At 72.7% G+C, this 21,025-nt stretch carries 23 protein-coding genes; 15 read left to right on the plus strand and 8 right to left on the minus strand.

The window, feature by feature from the left end; translation table 11 throughout:
• Positions 1 to 214 precede the first annotated feature (214 nt).
• Together ACIRG6_RS11850 and ACIRG6_RS11855 are read left to right on the plus strand one after the other, a co-directional pair.
• Entirely contained in the window at positions 215 to 1,861 is a 1,647-nt protein-coding gene (locus ACIRG6_RS11850) for a phospho-sugar mutase (protein ID WP_403322254.1), read from the plus strand.
• Positions 1,862 to 1,922: 61 nt separating this feature from the next.
• The gene (locus tag ACIRG6_RS11855; RefSeq protein WP_403322256.1) at positions 1,923 to 2,621 is read left to right on the plus strand and encodes a hypothetical protein; all 699 of its coding nucleotides are present in this window, start codon (positions 1,923 to 1,925) and stop codon (positions 2,619 to 2,621) included.
• On the opposite strand, the gene ACIRG6_RS11860 is transcribed toward ACIRG6_RS11855, so the two are convergent.
• Positions 2,539 to 3,228 carry a PH domain-containing protein gene (locus ACIRG6_RS11860; RefSeq protein WP_403322258.1) on the minus strand — a complete coding sequence of 230 codons (690 nt, stop codon included), beginning with the start codon at positions 3,226 to 3,228 and terminating at the stop codon, positions 2,539 to 2,541. The two genes, ACIRG6_RS11855 and ACIRG6_RS11860, sit on opposite strands and share 83 nt — an antisense overlap.
• Before the next feature lie 113 nt (positions 3,229 to 3,341).
• On the opposite strand from ACIRG6_RS11860, the gene deoC reads away from it, so the two are divergent.
• From deoC to ACIRG6_RS11875, 3 genes are read left to right on the plus strand one after another with little or no spacing between them, the layout of a single operon-like run.
• Positions 3,342 to 4,325 (plus strand): deoxyribose-phosphate aldolase, encoded by a 984-nt coding sequence (deoC, locus tag ACIRG6_RS11865; protein WP_239765607.1) that lies wholly within the window; start codon positions 3,342 to 3,344, stop codon positions 4,323 to 4,325.
• 12 nt (positions 4,326 to 4,337) lie between these two features.
• Positions 4,338 to 5,783 (plus strand): aldehyde dehydrogenase family protein, encoded by a 1,446-nt coding sequence (locus ACIRG6_RS11870; protein WP_351142165.1) that lies wholly within the window; start codon positions 4,338 to 4,340, stop codon positions 5,781 to 5,783.
• On the plus strand, positions 5,776 to 6,669 hold the full coding sequence (locus tag ACIRG6_RS11875; RefSeq protein WP_364818790.1) for an aldehyde dehydrogenase family protein: 894 nt from the start codon (positions 5,776 to 5,778) through the stop codon (positions 6,667 to 6,669). The genes ACIRG6_RS11870 and ACIRG6_RS11875 overlap by 8 nt, the downstream gene beginning before the upstream one ends.
• Positions 6,670 to 6,757: 88 nt before the next feature.
• Here ACIRG6_RS11875 and ACIRG6_RS11880 read toward each other — a convergent pair whose 3' ends face one another.
• The gene (locus ACIRG6_RS11880) at positions 6,758 to 7,162 is read right to left on the minus strand and encodes a hypothetical protein (protein WP_364676660.1); all 405 of its coding nucleotides are present in this window, start codon (positions 7,160 to 7,162) and stop codon (positions 6,758 to 6,760) included.
• 103 nt (positions 7,163 to 7,265) lie between these two features.
• On the opposite strand from ACIRG6_RS11880, the gene ACIRG6_RS11885 reads away from it, so the two are divergent.
• On the plus strand, positions 7,266 to 7,979 hold the full coding sequence (locus tag ACIRG6_RS11885; protein WP_364676658.1) for a uridine kinase: 714 nt from the start codon (positions 7,266 to 7,268) through the stop codon (positions 7,977 to 7,979).
• Between the two features lie 227 nt (positions 7,980 to 8,206).
• Here the strand turns inward: ACIRG6_RS11885 and ACIRG6_RS11890 are convergent, their stop codons facing one another.
• On the minus strand, positions 8,207 to 8,950 hold the full coding sequence (locus tag ACIRG6_RS11890) for a SigE family RNA polymerase sigma factor (protein ID WP_239765604.1): 744 nt from the start codon (positions 8,948 to 8,950) through the stop codon (positions 8,207 to 8,209).
• Between the two features lie 224 nt (positions 8,951 to 9,174).
• Here ACIRG6_RS11890 and afsQ1 point away from each other — a divergent pair, with 224 nt between their 5' ends.
• From afsQ1 to ACIRG6_RS11915, 5 genes are all read left to right on the plus strand, one after another.
• On the plus strand, positions 9,175 to 9,852 hold the full coding sequence (afsQ1, locus tag ACIRG6_RS11895) for a two-component system response regulator AfsQ1 (protein WP_029394402.1): 678 nt from the start codon (positions 9,175 to 9,177) through the stop codon (positions 9,850 to 9,852).
• Positions 9,849 to 11,459 (plus strand): HAMP domain-containing sensor histidine kinase, encoded by a 1,611-nt coding sequence (locus tag ACIRG6_RS11900; protein ID WP_364676656.1) that lies wholly within the window; start codon positions 9,849 to 9,851, stop codon positions 11,457 to 11,459. The genes afsQ1 and ACIRG6_RS11900 overlap by 4 nt, the downstream gene beginning before the upstream one ends.
• The gene (locus ACIRG6_RS11905) at positions 11,459 to 12,067 is read left to right on the plus strand and encodes a hypothetical protein (protein ID WP_403322260.1); all 609 of its coding nucleotides are present in this window, start codon (positions 11,459 to 11,461) and stop codon (positions 12,065 to 12,067) included. The genes ACIRG6_RS11900 and ACIRG6_RS11905 overlap by 1 nt, the downstream gene beginning before the upstream one ends.
• A gap of 89 nt (positions 12,068 to 12,156) precedes the next feature.
• Positions 12,157 to 12,708: a VanZ family protein gene (locus ACIRG6_RS11910; RefSeq protein ID WP_364676653.1), complete on the plus strand. Its 552-nt coding sequence runs from the start codon at positions 12,157 to 12,159 to the stop codon at positions 12,706 to 12,708.
• Between the two features lie 94 nt (positions 12,709 to 12,802).
• Positions 12,803 to 13,006 carry a PspC domain-containing protein gene (locus ACIRG6_RS11915; RefSeq protein WP_189228987.1) on the plus strand — a complete coding sequence of 68 codons (204 nt, stop codon included), beginning with the start codon at positions 12,803 to 12,805 and terminating at the stop codon, positions 13,004 to 13,006.
• Between the two features lie 67 nt (positions 13,007 to 13,073).
• Here ACIRG6_RS11915 and ACIRG6_RS11920 read toward each other — a convergent pair whose 3' ends face one another.
• Positions 13,074 to 13,361, minus strand: coding sequence for an ATP-binding protein (locus tag ACIRG6_RS11920; protein ID WP_364676652.1), 288 nt, complete (start codon positions 13,359 to 13,361; stop codon positions 13,074 to 13,076).
• A 144-nt stretch (positions 13,362 to 13,505) separates the two neighbouring features.
• Positions 13,506 to 14,681: an adenosine deaminase gene (locus tag ACIRG6_RS11925; protein ID WP_364676650.1), complete on the minus strand. Its 1,176-nt coding sequence runs from the start codon at positions 14,679 to 14,681 to the stop codon at positions 13,506 to 13,508.
• Between the two features lie 169 nt (positions 14,682 to 14,850).
• Between ACIRG6_RS11925 and ACIRG6_RS11930 the strand changes: the two genes are divergently transcribed.
• Positions 14,851 to 15,612, plus strand: coding sequence for an alpha/beta hydrolase (locus ACIRG6_RS11930; protein WP_364676648.1), 762 nt, complete (start codon positions 14,851 to 14,853; stop codon positions 15,610 to 15,612).
• 16 nt (positions 15,613 to 15,628) lie between these two features.
• On the opposite strand, the gene ACIRG6_RS11935 is transcribed toward ACIRG6_RS11930, so the two are convergent.
• On the minus strand, positions 15,629 to 16,582 hold the full coding sequence (locus tag ACIRG6_RS11935; RefSeq protein ID WP_403322265.1) for a LysR family transcriptional regulator: 954 nt from the start codon (positions 16,580 to 16,582) through the stop codon (positions 15,629 to 15,631).
• 63 nt (positions 16,583 to 16,645) lie between these two features.
• Here ACIRG6_RS11935 and ACIRG6_RS11940 point away from each other — a divergent pair, with 63 nt between their 5' ends.
• Complete coding sequence (locus tag ACIRG6_RS11940) at positions 16,646 to 17,953, plus strand: MFS transporter (protein WP_403322267.1); 1,308 nt, start codon at positions 16,646 to 16,648, stop codon at positions 17,951 to 17,953.
• A gap of 111 nt (positions 17,954 to 18,064) precedes the next feature.
• Positions 18,065 to 19,069 (plus strand): sigma-70 family RNA polymerase sigma factor, encoded by a 1,005-nt coding sequence (locus ACIRG6_RS11945; protein WP_350714170.1) that lies wholly within the window; start codon positions 18,065 to 18,067, stop codon positions 19,067 to 19,069.
• On the opposite strand, the gene ACIRG6_RS11950 is transcribed toward ACIRG6_RS11945, so the two are convergent.
• Positions 18,962 to 19,348 carry an STAS domain-containing protein gene (locus ACIRG6_RS11950; RefSeq protein ID WP_318216333.1) on the minus strand — a complete coding sequence of 129 codons (387 nt, stop codon included), beginning with the start codon at positions 19,346 to 19,348 and terminating at the stop codon, positions 18,962 to 18,964. The two genes, ACIRG6_RS11945 and ACIRG6_RS11950, sit on opposite strands and share 108 nt — an antisense overlap.
• 132 nt (positions 19,349 to 19,480) lie before the next feature.
• On the opposite strand from ACIRG6_RS11950, the gene ACIRG6_RS11955 reads away from it, so the two are divergent.
• Positions 19,481 to 20,401 (plus strand): AEC family transporter, encoded by a 921-nt coding sequence (locus ACIRG6_RS11955; protein ID WP_403322269.1) that lies wholly within the window; start codon positions 19,481 to 19,483, stop codon positions 20,399 to 20,401.
• A 1-nt stretch (position 20,402) separates the two neighbouring features.
• Here the strand turns inward: ACIRG6_RS11955 and ACIRG6_RS11960 are convergent, their stop codons facing one another.
• Positions 20,403 to 20,987 carry a Uma2 family endonuclease gene (locus tag ACIRG6_RS11960; RefSeq protein ID WP_403322272.1) on the minus strand — a complete coding sequence of 195 codons (585 nt, stop codon included), beginning with the start codon at positions 20,985 to 20,987 and terminating at the stop codon, positions 20,403 to 20,405.
• Between the last annotated feature and the right edge of the window lie 38 nt (positions 20,988 to 21,025).

The following is a 21,025-nucleotide window of genomic DNA, read 5'->3' on the forward strand; positions in this document are numbered from 1 at the left end:
GGGGCGGGGCGCGCGGCGCGGGCCCCGCCCCCCGCCCCCCGCGCCCCGGCCGCCCCCCCCCCCCCCCCCCCCCCCCCCCCCCCCCCCCCCCCCCCCCCCCCGACCCACCCACCACCGAAGGCGCTGCCCGCACCCCCACCGAACCCCCACAGGCCGCCGCAGGCATGACGTACGACCGACCCAGACCCACCGACCACACGAGAGGCTGACCGACGTGCACGACGACCTGCTCGCACGGGCCAGGGCATGGCTGGCCGAGGACCCCGACGCGGACACCCGCGCGGAGCTCGCCAAGCTCATCGAGACCGAGGACCACGCCGAGCTCACCGCACGCTTCGCCGGCACCCTCCAGTTCGGCACCGCGGGCCTGCGCGGCGAACTGGGCGCCGGCCCGATGCGCATGAACCGCTCCGTCGTCATCCGGGCCGCCGCCGGCCTCGCCGCGTACCTCAAGAAGCAGGGGACCCCCCACGGGGACGACACTGCCGGCCTCGTCGTCATCGGCTACGACGCCCGCCACAAGTCCGCGGACTTCGCCCGCGACACCGCCGCGGTCATGACCGGCGCCGGACTGAAGGCCGCCGTCCTCCCCCGCCCCCTCCCCACCCCCGTCCTGGCGTTCGCCATCCGGCACCTCGGCGCGGTCGCCGGAGTCGAGGTCACCGCCAGCCACAACCCGCCCCGCGACAACGGCTACAAGGTCTACCTCGGCGACGGCTCCCAGATCGTGCCCCCCGCCGACGCCGACATCGCCGCGGAGATCGACGCCGTACGCTCCCTGAACGACGTCCCGCGCCCCGCCACCGGCTGGCAGACCCTGGACGACGACGTCCTGGACGCCTACCTCGCCCGCACGGACGCCGTCCTCGCCCCCGACTCCCCCCGCACCGCCCGCACCGTCTACACGGCGATGCACGGCGTCGGCAAGGACACCCTCCTCGCCGCCTTCGCCCGCGCCGGCTTCCCGGAGCCCGCCCTCGTCGCCGAGCAGGCCGAGCCCGACCCGGACTTCCCCACCGTCGCCTTCCCCAACCCGGAAGAGCCCGGGGCGATGGACCTGGCCTTCGCGAAGGCCCGCGAGACCGCCCCCGACCTGGTCATCGCCAACGACCCGGACGCCGACCGCTGCGCCGTCGCGGTCCACGACGGCACCGACTGGCGCATGCTCCGCGGCGACGAGGTCGGCGCGCTCCTCGCCGCCCACCTGGTCACCCGCGGAGCGCACGGCACGTTCGCCGAGTCGATCGTCTCCTCCTCCCTCCTCGGCCGCATCGCCGAGAAGGCCGGCCTGCCCTACGAGGAGACCCTCACCGGCTTCAAGTGGATCGCCCGCGTGGAGAACATCCGCTACGGCTACGAGGAGGCCCTCGGCTACTGCGTCGACCCGGAGGGCGTCCGCGACAAGGACGGCATCACCGCGGCGCTGCTGATCACGGAGCTGGCCTCCGTCCTCAAGGCGGAGAATCGCACCCTCCTCGACCTCCTCGACGACCTCGCCGTCGAGCACGGCCTGCACGCCACCGACCAGCTCTCGGTCCGCGTCGAGGACCTCTCCCTGATCGCCGCCGCGATGCACCGCCTGCGCGAGCAGCCCCCCACCCGGCTCGCCGGTCTGCCGGTCACGAAGGCCGAGGACCTCACCCGGGGCACGGACACGCTCCCGCCCACGGACGGCCTGCGCTACACGCTCGACGGTGCCCGGGTGATCGTCCGCCCGAGCGGCACGGAGCCCAAGCTGAAGTGCTACCTGGAGGTCGTCGTCCCGGTCGCCGCGCACGCCGGCCTCCCCGAGGCCCGCACGAAGGCGACGGAGCTGTTGACGGCACTGAAGCGGGACCTCTCGGCAGCGGCGGGCATCTGACGGAGGCCGCCCAGGCCCCACGGAGGCCCGACTCCGGCACCGCACAGGCCCCGACGATGGGGTGCCCCCGCCCGGCGGCACCCCATCGGGTGATTTCACACCCGCACCCCCGCAGCGCGGCACCCGCCCCCGCGTCCGGCGGCTGCTGCGCGCCGCGCACCGCACCGCGCGCCACGCCGCCCCGGCCCTCGGCGCCTGTCTCGCCGTACGCGGCACGGGCCTGCTGCTGCTCGCCGTCTGGGCCCACCGCCGGCACCAGGACCTTTGGGTGGTCCTGGCCGCGCAGTGGGACTCCGACCGGTATCTCGGCGGCGCCGACCACGGCTACGCCCGCGAGCTCGGCACCGCCCTGAACGCCAACGACCTGGCCTTCTTCCCGCTCCATCCGGTGCTGGTGAAGGCCGTCGCCGTCCTCACCCCGGGCACCCGCGCCTCCACGGGCCTCGGCCTCGCGGTCGTCGCCTCGCTGGTCGCCGCCCGGGGGATCTTCGCGGTGGGCGACCGTCTGTACGGCCGGCGCGTCGGCGTACTGCTCACCACGCTGTGGGCCGCGTTCCCGGTCGGCGCGGTGCAGTGGATGGGGTACACGGAGTCCCTGTTCACGGCGTGCGCGGCCTGGTCGCTGTTCGAAACGGACCGCGACGCCCGGTCTCCGGGCCGCCGGTCTCCGGGCCGCGTCACCCCACGGCCAGCAGCACCGCCAGCAGCACGGCCCCGGCCACCGCCGGTGCGACGATCTCGTAGGCCCAGCGGACGGTGACCTCGCCCTGCGCGGTGTCGGTCCTCTCCGAGGCCCGCTGCTCATGCGCTGCCAGCAGTGCGCGCAACTCGTCCATGGCCCGGTCGCCCTCCGCCCGCACGGGCCCGTCCTCGATGGCCCCGGGCCGGGCGCCGCCGGTCATCCCCCCGAGGCCGCCGCGTCCGCGGGTGTCCCCGGCGAGGCGCCGGTCCTCCCGCTGCGCCGCCTTCTTGCGGGCCCGCAGCGAGACGGGGATGGCCCACAGCTGGTACTTGGTGCCGGACTTGTCGAAGACCTCGTTGGAGTAACCGGCCCGCAGCGAGGCGACCTGGTCCCAGGGCAGCACGAGGACGCGGAGGGGGTTGCGGACGCGCAGCCGCTCCTCGTTCGCGAAGACGGCGGGCCGCAGGGTGTAGGCGGCGGCGAGCGGCACGAGGAACAGCATCGTGGCGAGCGCCTTCCACGGGGTGCTCCCCTCGCCCGAGACCACCGCGTCGATGCCGAGCCAGGCGACGAGGGCGAGCAGCAGGACGCCGCCGACGATGCCCGCGAGCGAGCGGTAGACCCTGTCCTTGGAGGCGGGTTCCGAGGGCTGGGGCGCGGGTGACTGGGGCTCCGGGGTCGTCATGCTGCCGATTGTGCCCGACGGGCCGGGCGCCCCTCGGCCGCGGTGCCGGTCGGGGGGACGAGCGCCGGGGACTGTACAGCCGCTACGCGCGTAGATATGCTCGTCTGGTGACCATGCCCACCACTGCATCCGCTGCACCCGTTGCATCCGCTGCGTCCGCCCACGGACTCACGGACGTCACCGCGTCCGACAGCACGCTGCGCCGCTTCCTCCACGGGCTGCCCGGCGTCGACGCGGTCGGCCTGGAGGCGCGCGCCGCCTCGCTCGGCACCCGTTCCATCAAGACCACCGCGAAGGCGTACGCGCTCGACCTGGCCATCTCCATGGTCGATCTGACGACGCTGGAAGGCGCGGACACCCCGGGCAAGGTCCGGGCGCTCGGCGCCAAGGCGGTCCGACCCGATCCGACGGACCGGACGAGCCCCGCCACGGCGGCCGTCTGCGTCTATCCCGACATGGTGCCCGTGGCCAAGGAGGCCGTCGCCGGGTCCGGCGTCAAGGTCGCCTCGGTCGCCACGGCGTTCCCGGCGGGCCGCGCCTCGCTGGCCGTCAAGCTGGCCGACGTGCGCGAGGCCGTCGCGGCGGGCGCCGACGAGGTCGACATGGTCATCGACCGCGGGGCCTTCCTCGCGGGGAACTACCTGAAGGTGTACGACGAGATCGTCGCCGTGAAGGAGGCCTGCGGGACGTCCGCCCGTCTGAAGGTCATCTTCGAGACCGGCGAGCTGTCGACGTACGACAACATCCGCCGCGCGAGCTGGCTCGGCATGCTGGCGGGCGCCGACTTCATCAAGACGTCCACCGGCAAGGTCGCCGTCAACGCGACCCCGTCCAACACCCTCCTGATGCTGGAGGCGGTCCGCGACTTCCGCGCGCAGACGGGCGTCCAGGTCGGCGTGAAGCCGGCCGGCGGCATCCGCACCGCGAAGGACGCGATCAAGTTCCTGGTCCTGGTCAACGAGACGGCGGGCGAAGACTGGCTGGACAACCACTGGTTCCGCTTCGGCGCCTCCTCGCTCCTGAACGACCTGCTGATGCAGCGCCAGAAGCTGGCCACCGGCCGCTACTCCGGCCCCGACTACGTGACGGTGGACTGAGACCTCATGACCATGGACAAGCAGACACCTGTTTTCGAGTACGCACCGGCGCCCGAGTCCCGCGCCGTCGTCGACATCGCCCCGTCGTACGGCCTGTTCATCGACGGCGAGTTCACCGAGGCGGCCGACGGCAAGGTCTTCAAGACCGTCTCGCCGTCCACCGAGGAGGTCCTCTCCGAGGTCGCCGAGGCCGGTGAGGCGGACGTCGACCGCGCGGTGAAGGCCGCCCGCAAGGCCTTCGAGAAGTGGTCGGCGCTGCCCGGCTCCGAGCGCGCGAAGTACCTGTTCCGCATCGCCCGGATCATCCAGGAGCGCAGCCGCGAACTGGCCGTCCTGGAGACCCTGGACAACGGCAAGCCGATCAAGGAGACCCGCGACGCGGACCTCCCGCTGGTCGCCGCGCACTTCTTCTACTACGCGGGCTGGGCCGACAAGCTCGGTCACGCCGGCTTCGGCGCGAACCCGCGTCCGCTGGGCGTGGCCGGCCAGGTCATCCCGTGGAACTTCCCGCTCCTGATGCTGGCGTGGAAGATCGCCCCGGCGCTGGCGACCGGCAACACGGTGGTCCTGAAGCCCGCCGAGACGACCCCGCTCTCCGCCCTGTTCTTCGCGGACATCTGCCGCCAGGCCGGGCTGCCCAGGGGCGTCGTCAACATCGTCACCGGCGACGGCCGCGCCGGCGCCGCGCTGATCGCGCACCCCGACGTGAACAAGGTCGCCTTCACCGGCTCCACGGCCGTCGGCAAGGAGATCGCCCGCACGGTCGCGGGCACCCGCAAGAAGCTCACCCTGGAGCTGGGCGGCAAGGGCGCCAACATCGTCTTCGACGACGCCCCGGTCGACCAGGCCGTCGAGGGCATCGTCAACGGCATCTTCTTCAACCAGGGCCAGGTCTGCTGCGCGGGCTCGCGCCTCCTCGTCCAGGAGTCGCTCCACGACGAGCTGCTCGACTCCCTCAAGCGCCGCCTGTCCACGCTGCGCCTGGGCGACCCGCTGGACAAGAACACCGACATCGGCGCGATCAACTCCGCCGAGCAGCTGGCCCGGATCACCGCGCTGGCCGACCAGGGCGAGGCGGAGGGCGCCGAGCGCTGGTCGCCGTCCTGCGAACTGCCCTCGTCCGGCTACTGGTTCGCCCCGACGCTGTTCACCAACGTCACCCAGGCGCACACCGTGGCCCGCGACGAGATCTTCGGCCCGGTGCTGTCGGTGCTCACCTTCCGCACCCCGGACGAGGCCGTGGCCAAGGCCAACAACACCCCGTACGGCCTCTCGGCGGGCATCTGGACGGAGAAGGGCTCGCGCATCCTCGCGGTCGCGAACAAGCTCCGCGCGGGCGTCATCTGGTCCAACACGTTCAACAAGTTCGACCCGACCTCGCCGTTCGGCGGTTACAAGGAGTCGGGCTTCGGCCGCGAGGGCGGCCGCCACGGCCTGGAGGCGTACCTCGATGTCTGACCAGAACCGACTGAGCGTCTTCAAGACCTACAAGCTGTACGTGGGCGGGAAGTTCCCGCGTTCCGAGAGCGGCCGGGTGTACGAGGTGACCGACGCAAAGGGCAAGTGGCTGGCGAACGCCCCGCTCTCCTCCCGCAAGGACGCCCGTGACGCGGTGGTCGCCGCGCGCAAGGCGTTCGGCGGCTGGTCCGGGGCGACGGCGTACAACCGCGGTCAGATCCTCTACCGCATCGCCGAGATGCTGGAGGGCCGCCGTGACCAGTTCGTCGCGGAGGTCGCCGACGCCGAGGGCCTGTCGAAGTCGAAGGCGGCCGCGGTCGTGGACGCGACGATCGACCGCTGGGTCTGGTACGCGGGCTGGACGGACAAGATCGCCCAGGTGGTCGGCGGCGGCAACCCGGTCGCGGGCCCGTTCTTCAACCTCTCCTCCCCGGAGCCGACGGGCGTGGTCACCGTCCTCGCCCCGCAGGAGTCGTCCTTCCTGGGTCTGGTCTCGGTCGTCGCCCCGGTCATCGCCACCGGCAACACGGCGGTCGTGATCGCGAGCGAGAAGTCCCCGCTCCCGGCCCTCTCCCTCGGCGAGGTCCTGGCCACCTCCGACCTCCCCGGCGGCGTGGTCAACGTCCTGTCCGGCCGTACGGCGGAGATCGCCGCGCCGCTGGCCGCCCACCAGGACGTCAACGCGATCGACCTCGCGGGCGCCGACGAGGCGCTGGCGAAGGAGCTGGAGATCGCGGCGGCGGACAACCTCAAGCGCGTTCTTCGTCCACAGCCTGTGGACGACTGGTCGGCGATGCCCGGCACCGACCGCCTGACGGCGTTCCTGGAGACCAAGACGGTCTGGCACCCGACCGGTTCGCTGGGCGCGTCCGGCTCCGCGTACTGAGGCACCCGCGGCACCGAGGCCCGAGCGAGCCGCGCCCTCCCCCCGTCCGGGGAGGGCGCGGCTCTGCGCACGCATGGGGCGGCGGGCGTCAGCGCACCGCTTCGGTCGCCCGCCCCGCCACCGGTACGGCGCCGAGCGACTTGGCCTGGGCCACCGGCCGGGTCAGCGCCGTCGAGGACACCGGCCGGAAGTCGACCACCTGCGTGCCGACGCCGTTGTCGAGGGGGTCGACGCCGGTGCCGGCCAGCGGGTTGGGCCTGAGGCCGGCGACCGGGCCGGTGACGTGGCCGACGCTGCCGGTCAGGGCGCGTGCGCCCGCCTGCGGGTCGACGGGGCCCGACGAGGTGACGCGGGTGTGCGCCGGGCCGGCGGCCGACTCGCCGCCGGCCGCGCAGGCCGTCGCCGCGCCTGTCGCCAGGGCCGCTCCGGCGGTCGCGAGGGCGACCAGGGCACGCTGGGCGTTGGGGATGCGGGGGGAGACGTGTCGGGCCATCGCTGGTGCCACCTCTTGTTGTTGCGGTCTGCCACGGGGTGCTTCGGACTACCGGGACAACACTGCGGAGGGTGATCAGGTCACCGCGCGGCGTGGCCGGAGTGTGACGCACGCTGCAAAGCCGGTCCGCGGGCTCGTACGACGGCCGGCCGATGCCTCACACTGGTGTCCCGTGACCTCCCATCCGCCCATACCGACGCGAGTCGTGCTGCTCTGCGGCCCCTCCGGCTCCGGCAAGTCCCTCCTCGCCGCCCGCTCCGGTCTCCCGGTGCTGCGGCTCGACGACTTCTACAAGGAGGGCTCCGACCCGACGCTGCCGCTGGTGGCGGGGAGTTCCGACATCGACTGGGACCACCCCGGCTCGTGGGACGCGGACGCGGCCGTCGCCGCGATCACGGAGCTGTGCCGGGCGGGCCGTACGCACGTGCCCGTCTACGACATCTCGCTCAGCGCGCGCACCGGCGAGGACGCGGTCGACATCGGACGCACCCCGCTGTTCCTCGCGGAGGGCATCTTCGCCGCCGAGATCGTCTCGCGCTGCCGTGAACTGGGCCTGCTGGCCGACGCGCTGTGTCTGAGCCGGGGGCCGCTGACGACCTTCCGCCGGCGCTTCCTGCGGGATCTGCGGGAGGGCCGCAAGTCCGTGCCGTTCCTGCTGCGCCGCGGCTGGCGGCTGATGCGTCAGGAACGGTCGATCATCTCCCGGCAGACGGCCCTGGGCGCCCACGCCTGCGACCGGGACGAGGCGATGGGCCGCCTGGCCGCCGCGGCGGCGGGCCGGCGCCCCACGGCCCGTACGACGCGTACGGCGGTGTGACGGACGTACGCGGAGGCGCGTAAGCGAAGAGAAGCGGGACTGGACGGACCCCCCGGCCCTCCAGTCCCGCTTCTTTGTGCTCCCCCGTGTTCCCCGTTCCCCCGTGTTCCCCCGTCCCCCGTTGTTCCCCCGTGGTGCTTCCCCGTGAGTAAGAGCCCGGGATTCCCCCCGTGATACACCCGGGCTCCAACTTTTTTTCGGGGTCCCCCCCAGGTCCCCCCAGACCTTCAGGCGACCAGTTCGCCGAAGGCGTCCTCCCGGTCACGGCCGAAGCTGAGGACCTCGTCCTCACGCAGCCGGCGCAGCGAGCGCCAGATGCTGGACTTCACCGTGCCGACACTGATGTCGAGGATGTCCGCGATCTCCGGGTCCGTGCGGCCCTCGTAGTAGCGAAGGACCAGCATGGTGCGCTGGAGTTCGGGGAGCCGGGCCAGCGCCTGCCACAGGACCGTGCGCAGTTCGGTGCCGCGCATGGCGTCCGTGTCGCCGGGCGTCTCCGGCAGTTCCTCGGTCGGGTACTCGTTGAGCTTGCGGCGCCGCCAGGCGCTGATGTGCAGGTTGGTCATGGTGCGGCGGAGGTATCCGCCGACGGCCGCCTTGTCACTGATCCGGTCCCACGCCCGGTAGGTCGAGAACAGCGCGCTCTGCAGCAGGTCCTCGGCCTCGAAGCGGTCGCCGGTCAGGTGGTAGGCGGTGGCATACAGGGAGGCGCGGCGCTCCTGGACGTAGGCGGTGAACTCCGCCTCCGACAGCGAGCTCCGCTCCCCCGGGACCTCCCCGTACGCCGTTCCCCCGTTCGTTCCCCCCTTGGCGGCGTCCACCACCGTCATGTAGGTGGTGTGCTGCCGCCCGGTGCCGCGAGCGCACCCCCGCCCGCTCACGGCACCGGACTTCTCGGAAGACCGGTGAGTGTGCACGTCGTGCAGACGCGTGACCACTGCGCTGGTGCTGGTGCCCTTCAGCGTGTTCATCTCGCGCCCCCCGTCGTGGACTTCCGGTGTTCGGCTTGCTGTGGTGCCTGTGCCGAAAAGCTTGCCGCGGTGACTTCATGGCCGTGTCCGCCGACTGTCACAGACCTGTCACAGGGGTCGGCCACGGTTGCGCCACACATCCTTCACAGGGCCCGTCGGCAGGTGGGGGGCTGATCCGGGCCCGCGGGTCGAACCCCGGCCCCTCCATGGGCCAGAATGAGCCCGTGCCTTCCCTGTTGCTGATCGAGGACGACGACGCCATCCGGACGGCCCTGGAGCTCTCTCTGACGCGCCAGGGTCACCGCGTGGCGACCGCTGCCAGTGGTGAGGACGGTCTGAAGCTGCTGCGCGAGCAGCGGCCGGATCTGATCGTGCTGGACGTGATGCTGCCCGGCATCGACGGTTTCGAGGTGTGCCGGCGCATCCGGCGCACCGACCAGCTGCCGATCATCCTGCTGACCGCGCGCAACGACGACATCGACGTGGTCGTCGGCCTGGAGTCGGGCGCCGACGACTATGTCGTCAAACCCGTACAGGGCCGGGTGCTGGACGCCCGTATCCGGGCCGTGCTGCGCCGCGGCGAGCGGGAGTCGAGCGACTCGGCGAGCTTCGGCAGCCTGGTCATCGACCGCTCCGCGATGACCGTGACCAAGAACGGCGAGGACCTCCAGCTCACGCCGACCGAGCTGCGACTCCTCCTCGAACTGAGCCGGCGTCCGGGGCAGGCCCTGTCGCGCCAGCAGTTGCTGCGCCTGGTGTGGGAGCACGACTACCTGGGCGACTCGCGGCTCGTGGACGCCTGTGTGCAGCGGCTGCGCGCCAAGGTCGAGGACGTTCCGTCGTCGCCGACCCTGATCCGTACCGTGCGGGGCGTCGGCTACCGGCTGGATCCGCCTCAGTGACACAGGAACACCAGGGGGGTTCGCGCGGCTGGGCCGCGACTCGCAAGGGAGTCCGGTCCCGGCTGCGCCTCACCAGCCTGCGCCTTCGGCTGGTCGTCGTCTTCGGACTGGTCGCGCTCACCGCCGCCGTGACGGCGTCGGGCATCGCGTACTGGCTGAACCGCGAGGCGGTGCTCACCCGTACCCAGGACGCCGTGCTGCGCGACTTCGAGCAGGAGATGCAGAACCGGGCGGGCGCGCTGCCCGCGCGCCCCACGCAGGACGAGTTGCAGCACACCGCGGGGCAGATGGCCAGCAGCAGCCAGCGCTTCGGCGTGCTGCTCGTCGCCGAGAACGCCGACGGCGAGGCCGTGTACGGCAGTTCCGGCGGACTCGGTGGCTTCTCGCTGGCCGACGTGCCCGAGTCGCTGCGTACCGCGGTGAACAAGGAGCAGAAGGTCTCCTCGGCCAACAAGTACCCCTACCACCTGTACTGGCAGCGGGTCGTCGAGGACGGCACCCCGTATCTCGTGGCCGGTTCGAAGGTGATCGGCGGCGGGCCGACCGGTTACATGTTCAAGTCGCTGGAGCCCGAGGCCAAGGACCTGAACTCGCTGGCCTGGTCGCTGGGCATCGCGTCCGCCCTCGCGCTGCTCGGCTCCGCGCTGCTCGCCCAGGCCCTGGCGACGACCGTGCTGAAGCCGGTGCACCGGCTCGGGGTCGCGGCGCGACGGCTCGGCGAAGGCAAGCTGGACACCCGGCTGCGCGTGTCCGGCACCGACGAACTGGCCGATCTGTCCCGGACGTTCAACAGCGCGGCGGAGGCGCTGGAGAAGCGGGTCGCGGACATGGCCGACCGGGAGCAGGCCTCGCGGCGCTTCGTGGCGGACATGAGCCATGAGCTGCGTACGCCGCTGACGGCCATCACCGCGGTCACGGAGGTGCTGGAGGACGAGCTGGAGTTCGAGGGCGGCGGCATCGACCCGATGATCGAACCGGCCGTGCGGCTGGTGGTGAGCGAGACGCGGCGGCTGAACGACCTCGTGGAGAACCTGATGGAGGTCACCCGCTTCGACGCGGGCACCGCCCGGCTGGTCCTGGACGACGTCGACGTCGCCGACCAGATCACCGCCTGCATCGACGCCCGCGCCTGGCTGGACGCGGTCGACCTGGACGCCGAGCGCGGCATCCACGCCCGCCTCGACCCGCGCCGCCTGGACGTCATCCTGGCCAACCTCGTCGGCAACGCGCTCAAGCACGGCGGGTCGCCGGTCAGGGTGTCGGTGACGCGGGCGGACGACGAGGTCGTCATCCGGGTGCGGGACCACGGTCCCGGCATCCCCGAGGACGTCCTGCCGCACGTCTTCGACCGCTTCTACAAGGCGAGTGCCTCCCGGCCCCGCTCCGAGGGCAGCGGGCTCGGCCTGTCCATCGCCCTGGAGAACGCCCACATCCACGGCGGTGAGATCACCGCCGAGAACTCCCCGGAGGGCGGTGCGGTGTTCACGCTGCGGCTGCCGCAGGACGCGTCGGTGCCCGCGGAGGAGGACGCCGGTGACGCGGTGGCCGGCGAGGACGGCGGGGACGCGGGTCAGGACCAGGGCAAGGACGCGAAGGGACAGGCCTGATGACCGTACGCCGCCTGCCGGCACTCGCCGTGCTCCCGGTGCTGGCCGTGCTGCTCGCCGGGTGCGGGATCCGCTCCACGGAGGTGCCCACGGACTACGGCCCCGCGCCCTCGCGGATGCGCTGCTCGCTCGCCGAGCCGGACGGGTCGGACGCCACGCCCGGCCTGCCGGTGCGGGTGTTCCTGCTGTGCGGCTCGTCGCTGGTGAGCGTGGACCGGGCGGTACGGGTGCCGGACGGCGCCGCGGACACCGCGCGGCGGGTGCTGGTCGCCCAGGGGCTGCTGGACCAGCTCGCCGCGCAGCCGTCGGCCGCGGAGAAGCAGGCCGGGTACACCACGGACGTGCGCGCCGGCATCACCGTGAAGGGGCCCCGCCACGGCGACCCGGAGGACACCCTCCGGCTCGGCACCGCGCCCGGCGACCTCACGTCCTACGCGCGCGCCCAGGTGGTCTGCACCTTCGCCGACTCGGCCGCGGCCGAGGGCGACGGTTCCGTGATCCTGGCCGGGCCCGACGACCGGGCCCCGCGCCGCTACACCTGCACGGACGAGGTCCGCGCCCGGCCCGGCAGCAACGAGCCGCCGTCGCGGGCGGTCGCCGGCGGGTGACACCGCGCCCGGGGCCCGTGTGGCGCAAGCCTCACCCTTGCGTGGGAGGGGCCGGAACCGACCGAGCCGGGCGCCGCGTCTAGGGGGGCGTGCAGCGTCAAGGGTTCATCGGCGGCAGCGCCGCGCACCGCATCCGTGTGACAGGGGGTGTCCTCCTCGTCGCACACCTCGCGTTCGTCGCCTGGTACACCCTGCGGCCCCTGGACGTGCCCTGGGTGCTGCCGCCCAACGTGCACCCGCTCGCCGGTATCCGCGCCGACCTGGCGCTGGGCTGGCCGGCCGCGGCCCGCTCCCTCGGCGGGGCGCTCGCCCTGCTGGCACCGCTGGGTGTGCTGCTGCCGATGGTGAACGGACGGCTGGCCGTCTCGCCGACGGCGTCCCTGCTGCGCACGACGGCCGCGGGCGCCCTGCTGTCGCTGGGCATCGAGCTGCTGCAGACCGGGGTGCCCGGTCAGGTCGTGGACGTCGATTCGCTGCTGCTGAACACCCTGGGCGTGGCCCTCGCCCACCTCGCCGTCGTCCCCGCGGGCCGGGCGCGGCTGCGCCGCAGGTCCGGTCGGGGTCATCGGGAGGACGTTCCCCAGGAGGAGCCCGCTCAGGGTCGGACCCCGACGATTCCCAGGGTCGGTATCGCACCGTAGAGCGACGCTTTGTTCCGTTCGTCTCCGTAGCGTTGAGGGCAGATGAGAGGCAGTCGACCGGCCGCCTCCGCCACACGCTCACGAAGGAGCCGCGATGTCCCGCCTCGCCCGCCCCACCCACGGCCGCATGATCGGCGGAGTGTGCGCCGCGCTGGCACGGCGCTTCGGCACCTCCCACACCACGATGCGGGTGATCTTCGTGGTCTCCTGCCTGCTGCCCGGCCCGCAGTTCCTGCTCTACCTCGCCCTGTGGATCCTCCTGCCGTCGGAGGAGAAGGCGGCCCGCACCGCCTGGTAGCGCGTACGCCGGCGGGGCGCACCCGGTGAGCGGGTGCGCCCCGTCGGCGCGTCGTGGCGGGTGCGGCTCAGCCGAGCGGCACGCTGTTCAGCGTCACGCCCTTCGTGGGCAGGCCCTTCGCCGGCACTCCGCCGAGCAGACCGGTGACCTGGTCGGCCGGGCCCTTGTCCAGCGTGTTGCTCGCGGCCGGCAGCACGCTCGCGACGTGCTCGGCAGGGAGCGTCCGGGCGATCTGGTTCAGGTTCTGTGCGGAGCCCTGGGCGACCGGGGCGGCGTTGGCGGCGCCGGCGCCGACGGCGGCGAAGGCGGCACCGAGGGCGGCGACGCCGAGGGTCTTGGCAGCAGACTGCTTCATGAAATGCGTCCTCGCAATGGATGACGGGGGATCTGAGCGGTTCTCGACCGTAAACACGTGGCACTGCCCGCCGCAAACATCGAGATGCGGACGGATCGTGAACGCCCGTCCGCATCCCGCTTTTCTCCCGGCGTCGCCCGGCCTCTATTCTTCGGAAGAACCGCTGGTGGAGGCCGTCTGCCGGAACAGCCATTCGGACTTCAGTTCTGCATATCCCGGCTTGATCACGTCATTGATCATGGCCAGTCGTTCATCGAAAGGAATGAACGCCGACTTCATGGCATTGACGGAGAACCACTGCATGTCGTCGAGCGTGTAGTCGAATGCGCCGACAAGGTGCTCGAATTCGCGGCTCATTCCCGTGTGGGACATCAGCCTGTTGTCCGTGTTGACGGTGACGCGGAAGTGCAGCCGGCGCAGCAGGCCGATGGGGTGCTCGGCGTACGAGTCCGCCGCCCCGGTCTGGAGGTTGGAGCTGGGGCACAGCTCCAACGGGATGCGCTTGTCGCGTACGTAGGAGGCGAGCCGGCCGAGCTTGACCGTGCCGTCCCCGTGGACCTGGATGTCGTCGATGATCCGCACCCCGTGTCCGAGGCGGTCGGCGCCGCACCACTGCAGGGCCTGCCAGATGGACGGCAGCCCGAAGGCCTCGCCGGCGTGGATGGTGAAGTGGTTGTTCTCCCGCTTGAGGTACTCGAAGGCGTCGAGGTGCCGGGTGGGCGGGTGGCCGGCCTCGGCACCCGCGATGTCGAAGCCGACGACGCCGAGGTCGCGGTAGCGGTTGGCGAGTTCGGCGATCTCCAGCGAGCGGGCGGCGTGCCGCATGGCGGTGAGCAGGGCGCCGACCCGGATGCGGTGGCCGTTCTCCCGGGCCCGCCGCTCGCCCTCGCGGAAGCCCTCGTTGACGGCCTCGACGACCTCTTCGAGGCTCAGCCCGGCCTCCAGGTGCTGCTCGGGGGCGTAGCGCACCTCGGCGTAGACGACCCCGTCCTCGGCGAGGTCCTCGGCGCACTCGGCGGCGACCCGGACGAGGGCGTCGCGGGTCTGCATGACGCCGACGGTGTGGGAGAAGGTCTCCAGGTATCGCTCCAGGGACCCGGAGTCGGCGGCCTCCCGGAACCAGGCGCCGAGCCGGTCGGGATCGGTCTCGGGGAGATGCTCGTACCCGGCGGCGCGGGCGAGTTCGACGACGGTGCCGGGGCGCAGCCCGCCGTCGAGATGGTCGTGCAGCAGAACCTTCGGCGCCCGGCGGATCTGGTCCGGCGTCGGAGTCCCCCCGGCGGTCTTCGCGCCGGCCTTCGCGGTGTTCTGGCTCGTCATTTCCGCACTCTAGCTCCACGCGCGTAGAACGGCAGGAGTACGGGCGAGCAGGGACAGAAGTACCCGCGAGTAGGGAACTTCCCGACGAATCGGTGTACGGAACCGCCGATATGTAACGGTGACTGCGAGGACAGGTCGCGTCCACCTCGTCTTCTGAGAATGTTCTGTCATGGCACAGCAAGCGACGCCGGTCCGTCAGGCCCGGCTGGGGCGAACGCTCGGTCCGGAGGGGACGGCGGTCAGCGGCGTGGTGCTGCTGCTCCCCGGTGGCGACGAGGTCTCCAGCCGCAGGCCGTCTCCGCTGCTGGCGAGCGCGTCGGTGCGCGCGCTGGGGCGCCGGCTGGCACGCGCGGGCCGTGACGAGGGCCTGGCCACGCATGTCGTGCACTACCGCTACCGGGGCTGGAACGGCGCCGAGGCGCATCTGGCGCGCGACGCCGACTGGGCCGCCGCCGAGGCCGTGCGGCGCTACGGCGACGTCCCGGTCTGCCTCGTCGGCGTCGGCATGGGCGGACGGGCCGCGCTGCGCGCCGGCGGGCACGAAGCCGTCAACTCCGTGCTGGCGATCGCCCCTTGGCTGCCGGACGAGGACGTGGCGGCGGCACCCGAACCGGTGAAGCAGCTCGCCGGGCGCCAGGTGCTGATCGTGCACGGCACGAACGACGAACGCAGCGACCCCGAGCTGTCGTTCCGGCTGGCGTCCCGGGCGAAGAAGGCCAACCGTGACGTGTGCCGGTTCGAAGTGCACTCCGACGGACACGGGTTGCGGCAGTACCGGGACGAAGTCTCCGCGCTGGCCGCGGACTTCGTGATGGGCGCGCTGTTCGGGCAGTCCTTCTCGCGGCCGGTGGAGGACGCGCTGGCCGCGCCACCGCCGCTGGGGCTGCGGATGCCGCTGGCGGTGGGGTTCGGGAAGTCGCTGCGCCGGTAGGGGCGAGGGACCGGGGTCAGTCCGGCAGGAGGTGGCCCCTCCTGGACAGCAGGAACTTCTTGAAGGCCGCCACCGGGGGCGTGTCCGTGCGGCCCGCCAGCCAGGCGACGCCGATCTCACGGGCCGCGCGCGGTGCCGTGACCGTCAGTTCGACCACGCCGGGGCGGGGCACGGTGGGCGGTGGCAGGAGGGCGACGCCGAGGCCCGCGGCGACCAGGCCGCGCAGCGTCTCCGCCTCCTCGCCCTCGAAGGCCACGCGGGGCCGGAAGCCGGCCTCCCCGCAGAGGTCGTCGGTGATGCGGCGCAGTCCGTAGCCGGGCTCCAGGGTCACGAAGTTCTCCTCGGCCGCCTCGGCGAGCCGGATGCGCCGGCGGGCGGCCAGCGGATGGTCGGCGGGGACGACGAGGCGCAGCTTCTGCTCGTCCAGGCGGCGGGCGACCAGGTCGGGGGCGTCCGGGACCGGGGAGGTCAGGCAGAGGTCGAGCTCGCCGGCGCGCAGCCGCTCCAGCATGGCCTCGCCGTAGTTCTGTACGAGGCTGAAGCGGACGCGGGGGTGGTCGGCGCGGAAGGCGTGCAGCAGCCCGGGGACGGTCTCGGCGCCCATGGTGTGCAGGAAGCCGAAGGCGACCTTGCCGGTGGCCGGGTCGACGTCCGCGCGCACCTCCTCGGCGGCGCGCTCGATCTCGGCGAGGGCGCGTTCGACGGAGCCGAGGAAGCTGTGCCCGGCGGGGGTCAGGGCCAGGGTGCGGCCCCGGCGGACGAACAGGTCCACCCCGAGGTCCGCCTCCAGGCGGACGAGGGCGCGGGAGAGGGTGGACTGCGGGACGTTCATCGCCTGCGCGGCCCGGGTGACGTGCTCGGTGCGGGCGACGCCGGCGAAGTGCGCGAGGCGCGGCGCGAGCAGCGTGACGATGTCTTCTGTGTCACCGGACGGTGACAGGCGGGCCCCTGAGCTTTGCTGATGCACCATGGGAACGATTATGACGATTCCATGCATTGGACGGATGAGTCCCGTGGTCCTTACCTTCGCAGCATGACTCCCGCCGATACCGGGGCGTCCACCACCGTGGGCGCCGCGTCTGCCGTCTCCCTCCCCTCCGCCCCCGACGCCTCCGACTCGCGCATGACCCCGGGCGGTCCCGGTTACCGCCGGATGAGTCTCGCTCTCTTCCTGGCGGGCGTCGCGACCTTCGCGCTCCTCTACTCCACCCAGGCCCTGCTGCCGCTGATCTCCGGCGACCTCGGGGTGACGGCGAGCGACGCGAGCTGGACGGTGGCCGCCGCGACGGGGGGCCTCGCGGTGTTCGTGCTGCCGATGAGCGCCCTGTCGGAGCGCTTCGGACGGCGCACGGTCATGACGGCGTCGCTGGCGGTCGCGGTGACCGTCGGGCTGCTGGTGCCCTTCGCCCCGTCGCTGCCGGCGCTGGTCGCGCTGCGCGCGGTGCAGGGCGCTGCGCTCGCCGGGCTGCCGGCCTCGGCGACGGCGTACCTCGCGGAGGAGGTGCGGCCGCGGGCGCTGGTCACCGCGATCGGCCTGTTCGTGGCGGGCAACAGCGTCGGCGGCATGAGCGGCCGGATCATCACCGGCTGGGTCGCGCAGGAGTGGGGCTGGCGGGTCGCCGTCGGGGTGATCGGCCTGGTCGCGGTGGCGTGCGCGGTGGCCTTCCGGCTGCTGCTGCCGGCGCCCCGGCACTTCACGGCGGGCTCGCTGCGCCCGCGGGTCCTGGTCCGCACGGTCCGCGACCACCTCGCCGACCCGCTGCTGCGCCGCCTGTACGCGATCGGCGCGCTGTTCATGACGGTGTTCGGCGGCGTCTACACGGTGATCGGCTACCGCCTGACCGAGGCGCCGTTCTCCCTGCCGCAGGGTGTCATCGGCTCGATCTTCCTGGTGTACCTGGTCGGTACGGTCTCGGCGTCCACGGCGGGCCGGCTGGTGGGCCGGCTCGGGCGCCGCGGGGCGCTGTACCTGGGCGGCGGCACGACGGCGGCGGGCCTGCTGCTGTCCCTCGCGCCCTGGCTGCCGCTGGTCCTGCTGGGGCTGGTGCTGATCACGGCGGGCTTCTTCGCCGGGCACGCGGTGGCCTCGTCGGCGGTCGGCAAGACCGCCACGCACGGCCGCGCCCAGGCGTCGGCGCTGTACCAGTCCGCCTATTACATCGGCTCCAGCGCGGGCAGCACGGTGGGCGCGGTGGCCTTCCACTCCGGTGGCTGGGCCGGGACGGTCGGGGTCGGGCTGCTGGCGGTGCTGGGCGTCGTGGCGATCACGGCCCTCGGGTCGCTGGCGGCGCGCCGCCAGGGCGTGTGCGCCCCGGTGCGAGGTCTGCCCGCCACGCGTTGACGTGCGCCTTTCCTGACTCCGCGGGCCATTGTCAGTCCCCTGCGGTAGCTTCCGAAGTGCGAGGCGCGACAACGCGCACGACGGGACGGCCCAGGGGTGGGTGGGTGGACGATGACCAACGGCACCATGACGCCGGAGCTGGACTCCGCGCTGGAGAAGCACCGGGTCGAGCTGACGGGGTACTGCTACCGGATGCTCGGTTCCTCCTTCGAGGCCGAGGACGCGGTGCAGGACACCCTGGTCCGCGCCTGGCGGAGCTACGACAAGTTCGAGGGCCGCTCCAGTCTCCGCTCCTGGCTGTACCGCATCGCGACCAACGTCTGCCTGGACATGCTGACCGCGGGCAACAAGCGGGCCCGTCCGATGGACCTGACGGACTCGACGCCGCTCGCCCAGGCCGCCCTGTCGCCCCGCCCGGACAGCACCTGGCTGGAGCCGATGCCGGACGCGCGCGTGCTGCCGTCGACGGCCGACCCGGCGGAGGCCGCGGTCGCCAAGGAGTCGGTGCGGCTCGCCTTCATGGCGGCGCTCCAGCAGCTGCCGCCCAAGCAGCGGGCGGTGCTGATCCTGCGCGAGGTGCTGGCGTGGAAGGCGAGCGAGGTCGCCGAGCTGCTGGGCACGACGGTCGCGTCCGTCAACAGCGCCCTCCAGCGGGCCCGGGCGACGCTCGCCGAGCGGGAGGAGCGGGGGGCGGGCGCGGCGGTGTCCGACCCGCTGGACGAGGAGCAGCAGAAGCTTCTGGAGCGCTATGTCGCGGCCTTCGAGGGCTACGACATGACGGCGCTGACGGCGCTGCTGCACGAGGACGCGGTCATGACCATGCCGCCGTTCGACCTGTGGCTGGCCGGTCCGGCGGACATCACCGGTTTCATGGCGACGCTCGGCGCCGCGTGCGCGGGTTCGCGGCTGCTGCCGGTCGAGGCCAACGGACTGCCGGCCTTCGCGCACTACAAGCCCGACCCGGAGGCGGGCGGCTTCGCGCCGTGGGCGGTCCAGGTGCTGGAGATCTCAGACGGCCGCATCACCGGGTTCCACTGCTTCCTGGACACCAAGCGGTGGTTCCCGCTGTTCGACCTGCCGCTCCGCCTCGAAGCGGAGACCGACGAGGTCGAGTAGGGCGCCCAGGGCGGGGTCGGGGTCGCGCAGCCGTATCCGGCCCCCGGCCCGCCGGGCGGTGAGTTCCAGCCGGGCCAGCAGGTCGACGACGGCGAGGCCGGGCGGTCCCAGCCCGCCGACGTCGCAGACGACCACGCCGGCCCGGGTGGTTTCCAGCAGCGCGCGCACCTCGTCGCAGAGCCGGGGCGTCTCCCCTCGGGAGACAGGCCCCGGCAGCACGAGTACGGCGGGTGTCACGGCGTCCACGTGCGGTAGACCGGGCGGACCGGTGGAACTCATCGGTGCGGGCACGTCGAAGATCACGTTGACCTCGGTACGGCCCGCCCCGGAGGGTTGGCATGTGCCCCACATACCTCCGCGTGCCGCGCTGCCCGACGCCCTTCGCCTCCTCGTCCCCGGGGAGGCGTCGCCGTGCAGGGGGTGCTGACCGGCTTCGCGGTGATCGCGGTGGTGATCGGCGTCGGCTATGTGCTGGGGCTGCGCGGGCACCTCGGCGATCAGGGGCGCGAGGTGCTGACCAAGCTCGCCTTCCATGTGGCGTCCCCGGCGCTGCTGTTCACCACGCTCGCGGGGGCCGACCTGTCGGTGGTCTTCTCCGGCCGCCTCCTGGTCACCGCGCTGTCCACGGTCGCGGTGGCCGGGGTCTTCGTCGCGGTGGGTGCCGCCCGGGGCTGGGGCGTGGGCCGCACGACGATCGGCGCGCTGTGCTCCGGCTACGTCAACTCCGGCAACCTCGGCATCCCGATCGCCGTGTACGTGCTGGGCGACGCCTCGCTGGTGGCGCCGGTGCTGCTGTTCCAGCTGGTGCTGGTGACGCCGGTGGCGGTGACGGTCCTGGACCTGTCGGGCAAGAGCGCGAAGGGCTCGTTGTGGCGGAGGCTGCTGACGCCGCTGCGCAATCCGATAGCGCTGGGCTCGCTCGCCGGGGTGGCGGTCGCCGCGAGCGGGCTGCGGGTGCCGGACGCGGTCATGGACCCGGTGACGCTGATCGGCAACATGTCGGTCCCCGCGGTGCTGATGGCCTTCGGCATCGGCCTGTGCGGCTCCACGATGCCGTTGCGGGGCGCGGACCGGCGGCCCGTGCTGCTCGCGGTCGCGCTGAAGACGGTGGGTCAGCCGGCGGTGGCCTGGGCGCTGGCGTCGGGAGTGTTCGGGCTGCGGGGCGCCCAGCTGCTGGACGTGGTGGTGACGTCGGCACTGCCGGCCGCGCAGAACCTGTACACGTACGCGTCGACGTACCGGGTGGGCGAGCGGCTGGCGCGGGACGCGATCCTGGTGTCGACGGTGGTGTCGGTGCCGGTTCTGGTGGGGGTGGCCGCGGTGCTGGGGTGAGTCAGGCCTCGGGGAACTCGCCGGTGTCGAGGGTCAGGCCGAAGGGGGCGGGGAGCGTGAGGGGGTCGCCGAACTTCGCGGCACTCAACACCCGGTAGACGTCACCCTTCGGTTCGCCGTACAGCGTCGCTGTGGGGCCACCGGGGGCCCAGCGGTCTACGAGGAGGTACAGGGGGATTCCCGCGGTGGCGTAGGCAGCAGGCTTGCTGATGCGGTCGTGGCGGGCGTTCGATTTGGAGGTGACCTCGACGACGAGTTCCGCGAGGGCGGCAGGGATGTGGGTGCCGGAATCCCCGTGATCGGGCAACGGCGCGACCACGAGGTCCGGGATGAGCATGCCGAGACGGGAGGGAACGGCGATCGCCAGCGTCTGGAAGATCTCCCAGTCCTCCGGAATCGTCGGATACAAACGACGCTGGATACGCGCAGCGATCACGTTGTGCGGCAGTCCCGGAGCTGGTGACACGGTGATGATCCCCTCGATGATCTCCACCTTGCTGCCCTCGGGCCACTCCATCTCCTCCCAGAACCGGACGAGGTCGTCCCAGTTCTGGTCGGGCTCCTGGCTCACGGTGAGTGCGCTCATGGCGGTTCTCCTATCGGTGCGTCACCGATCCCAGCATG

This window comes from Streptomyces flaveolus (genome assembly GCF_044765825.1).
GTDB lineage: Bacteria > Actinomycetota > Actinomycetes > Streptomycetales > Streptomycetaceae > Streptomyces > Streptomyces flaveolus.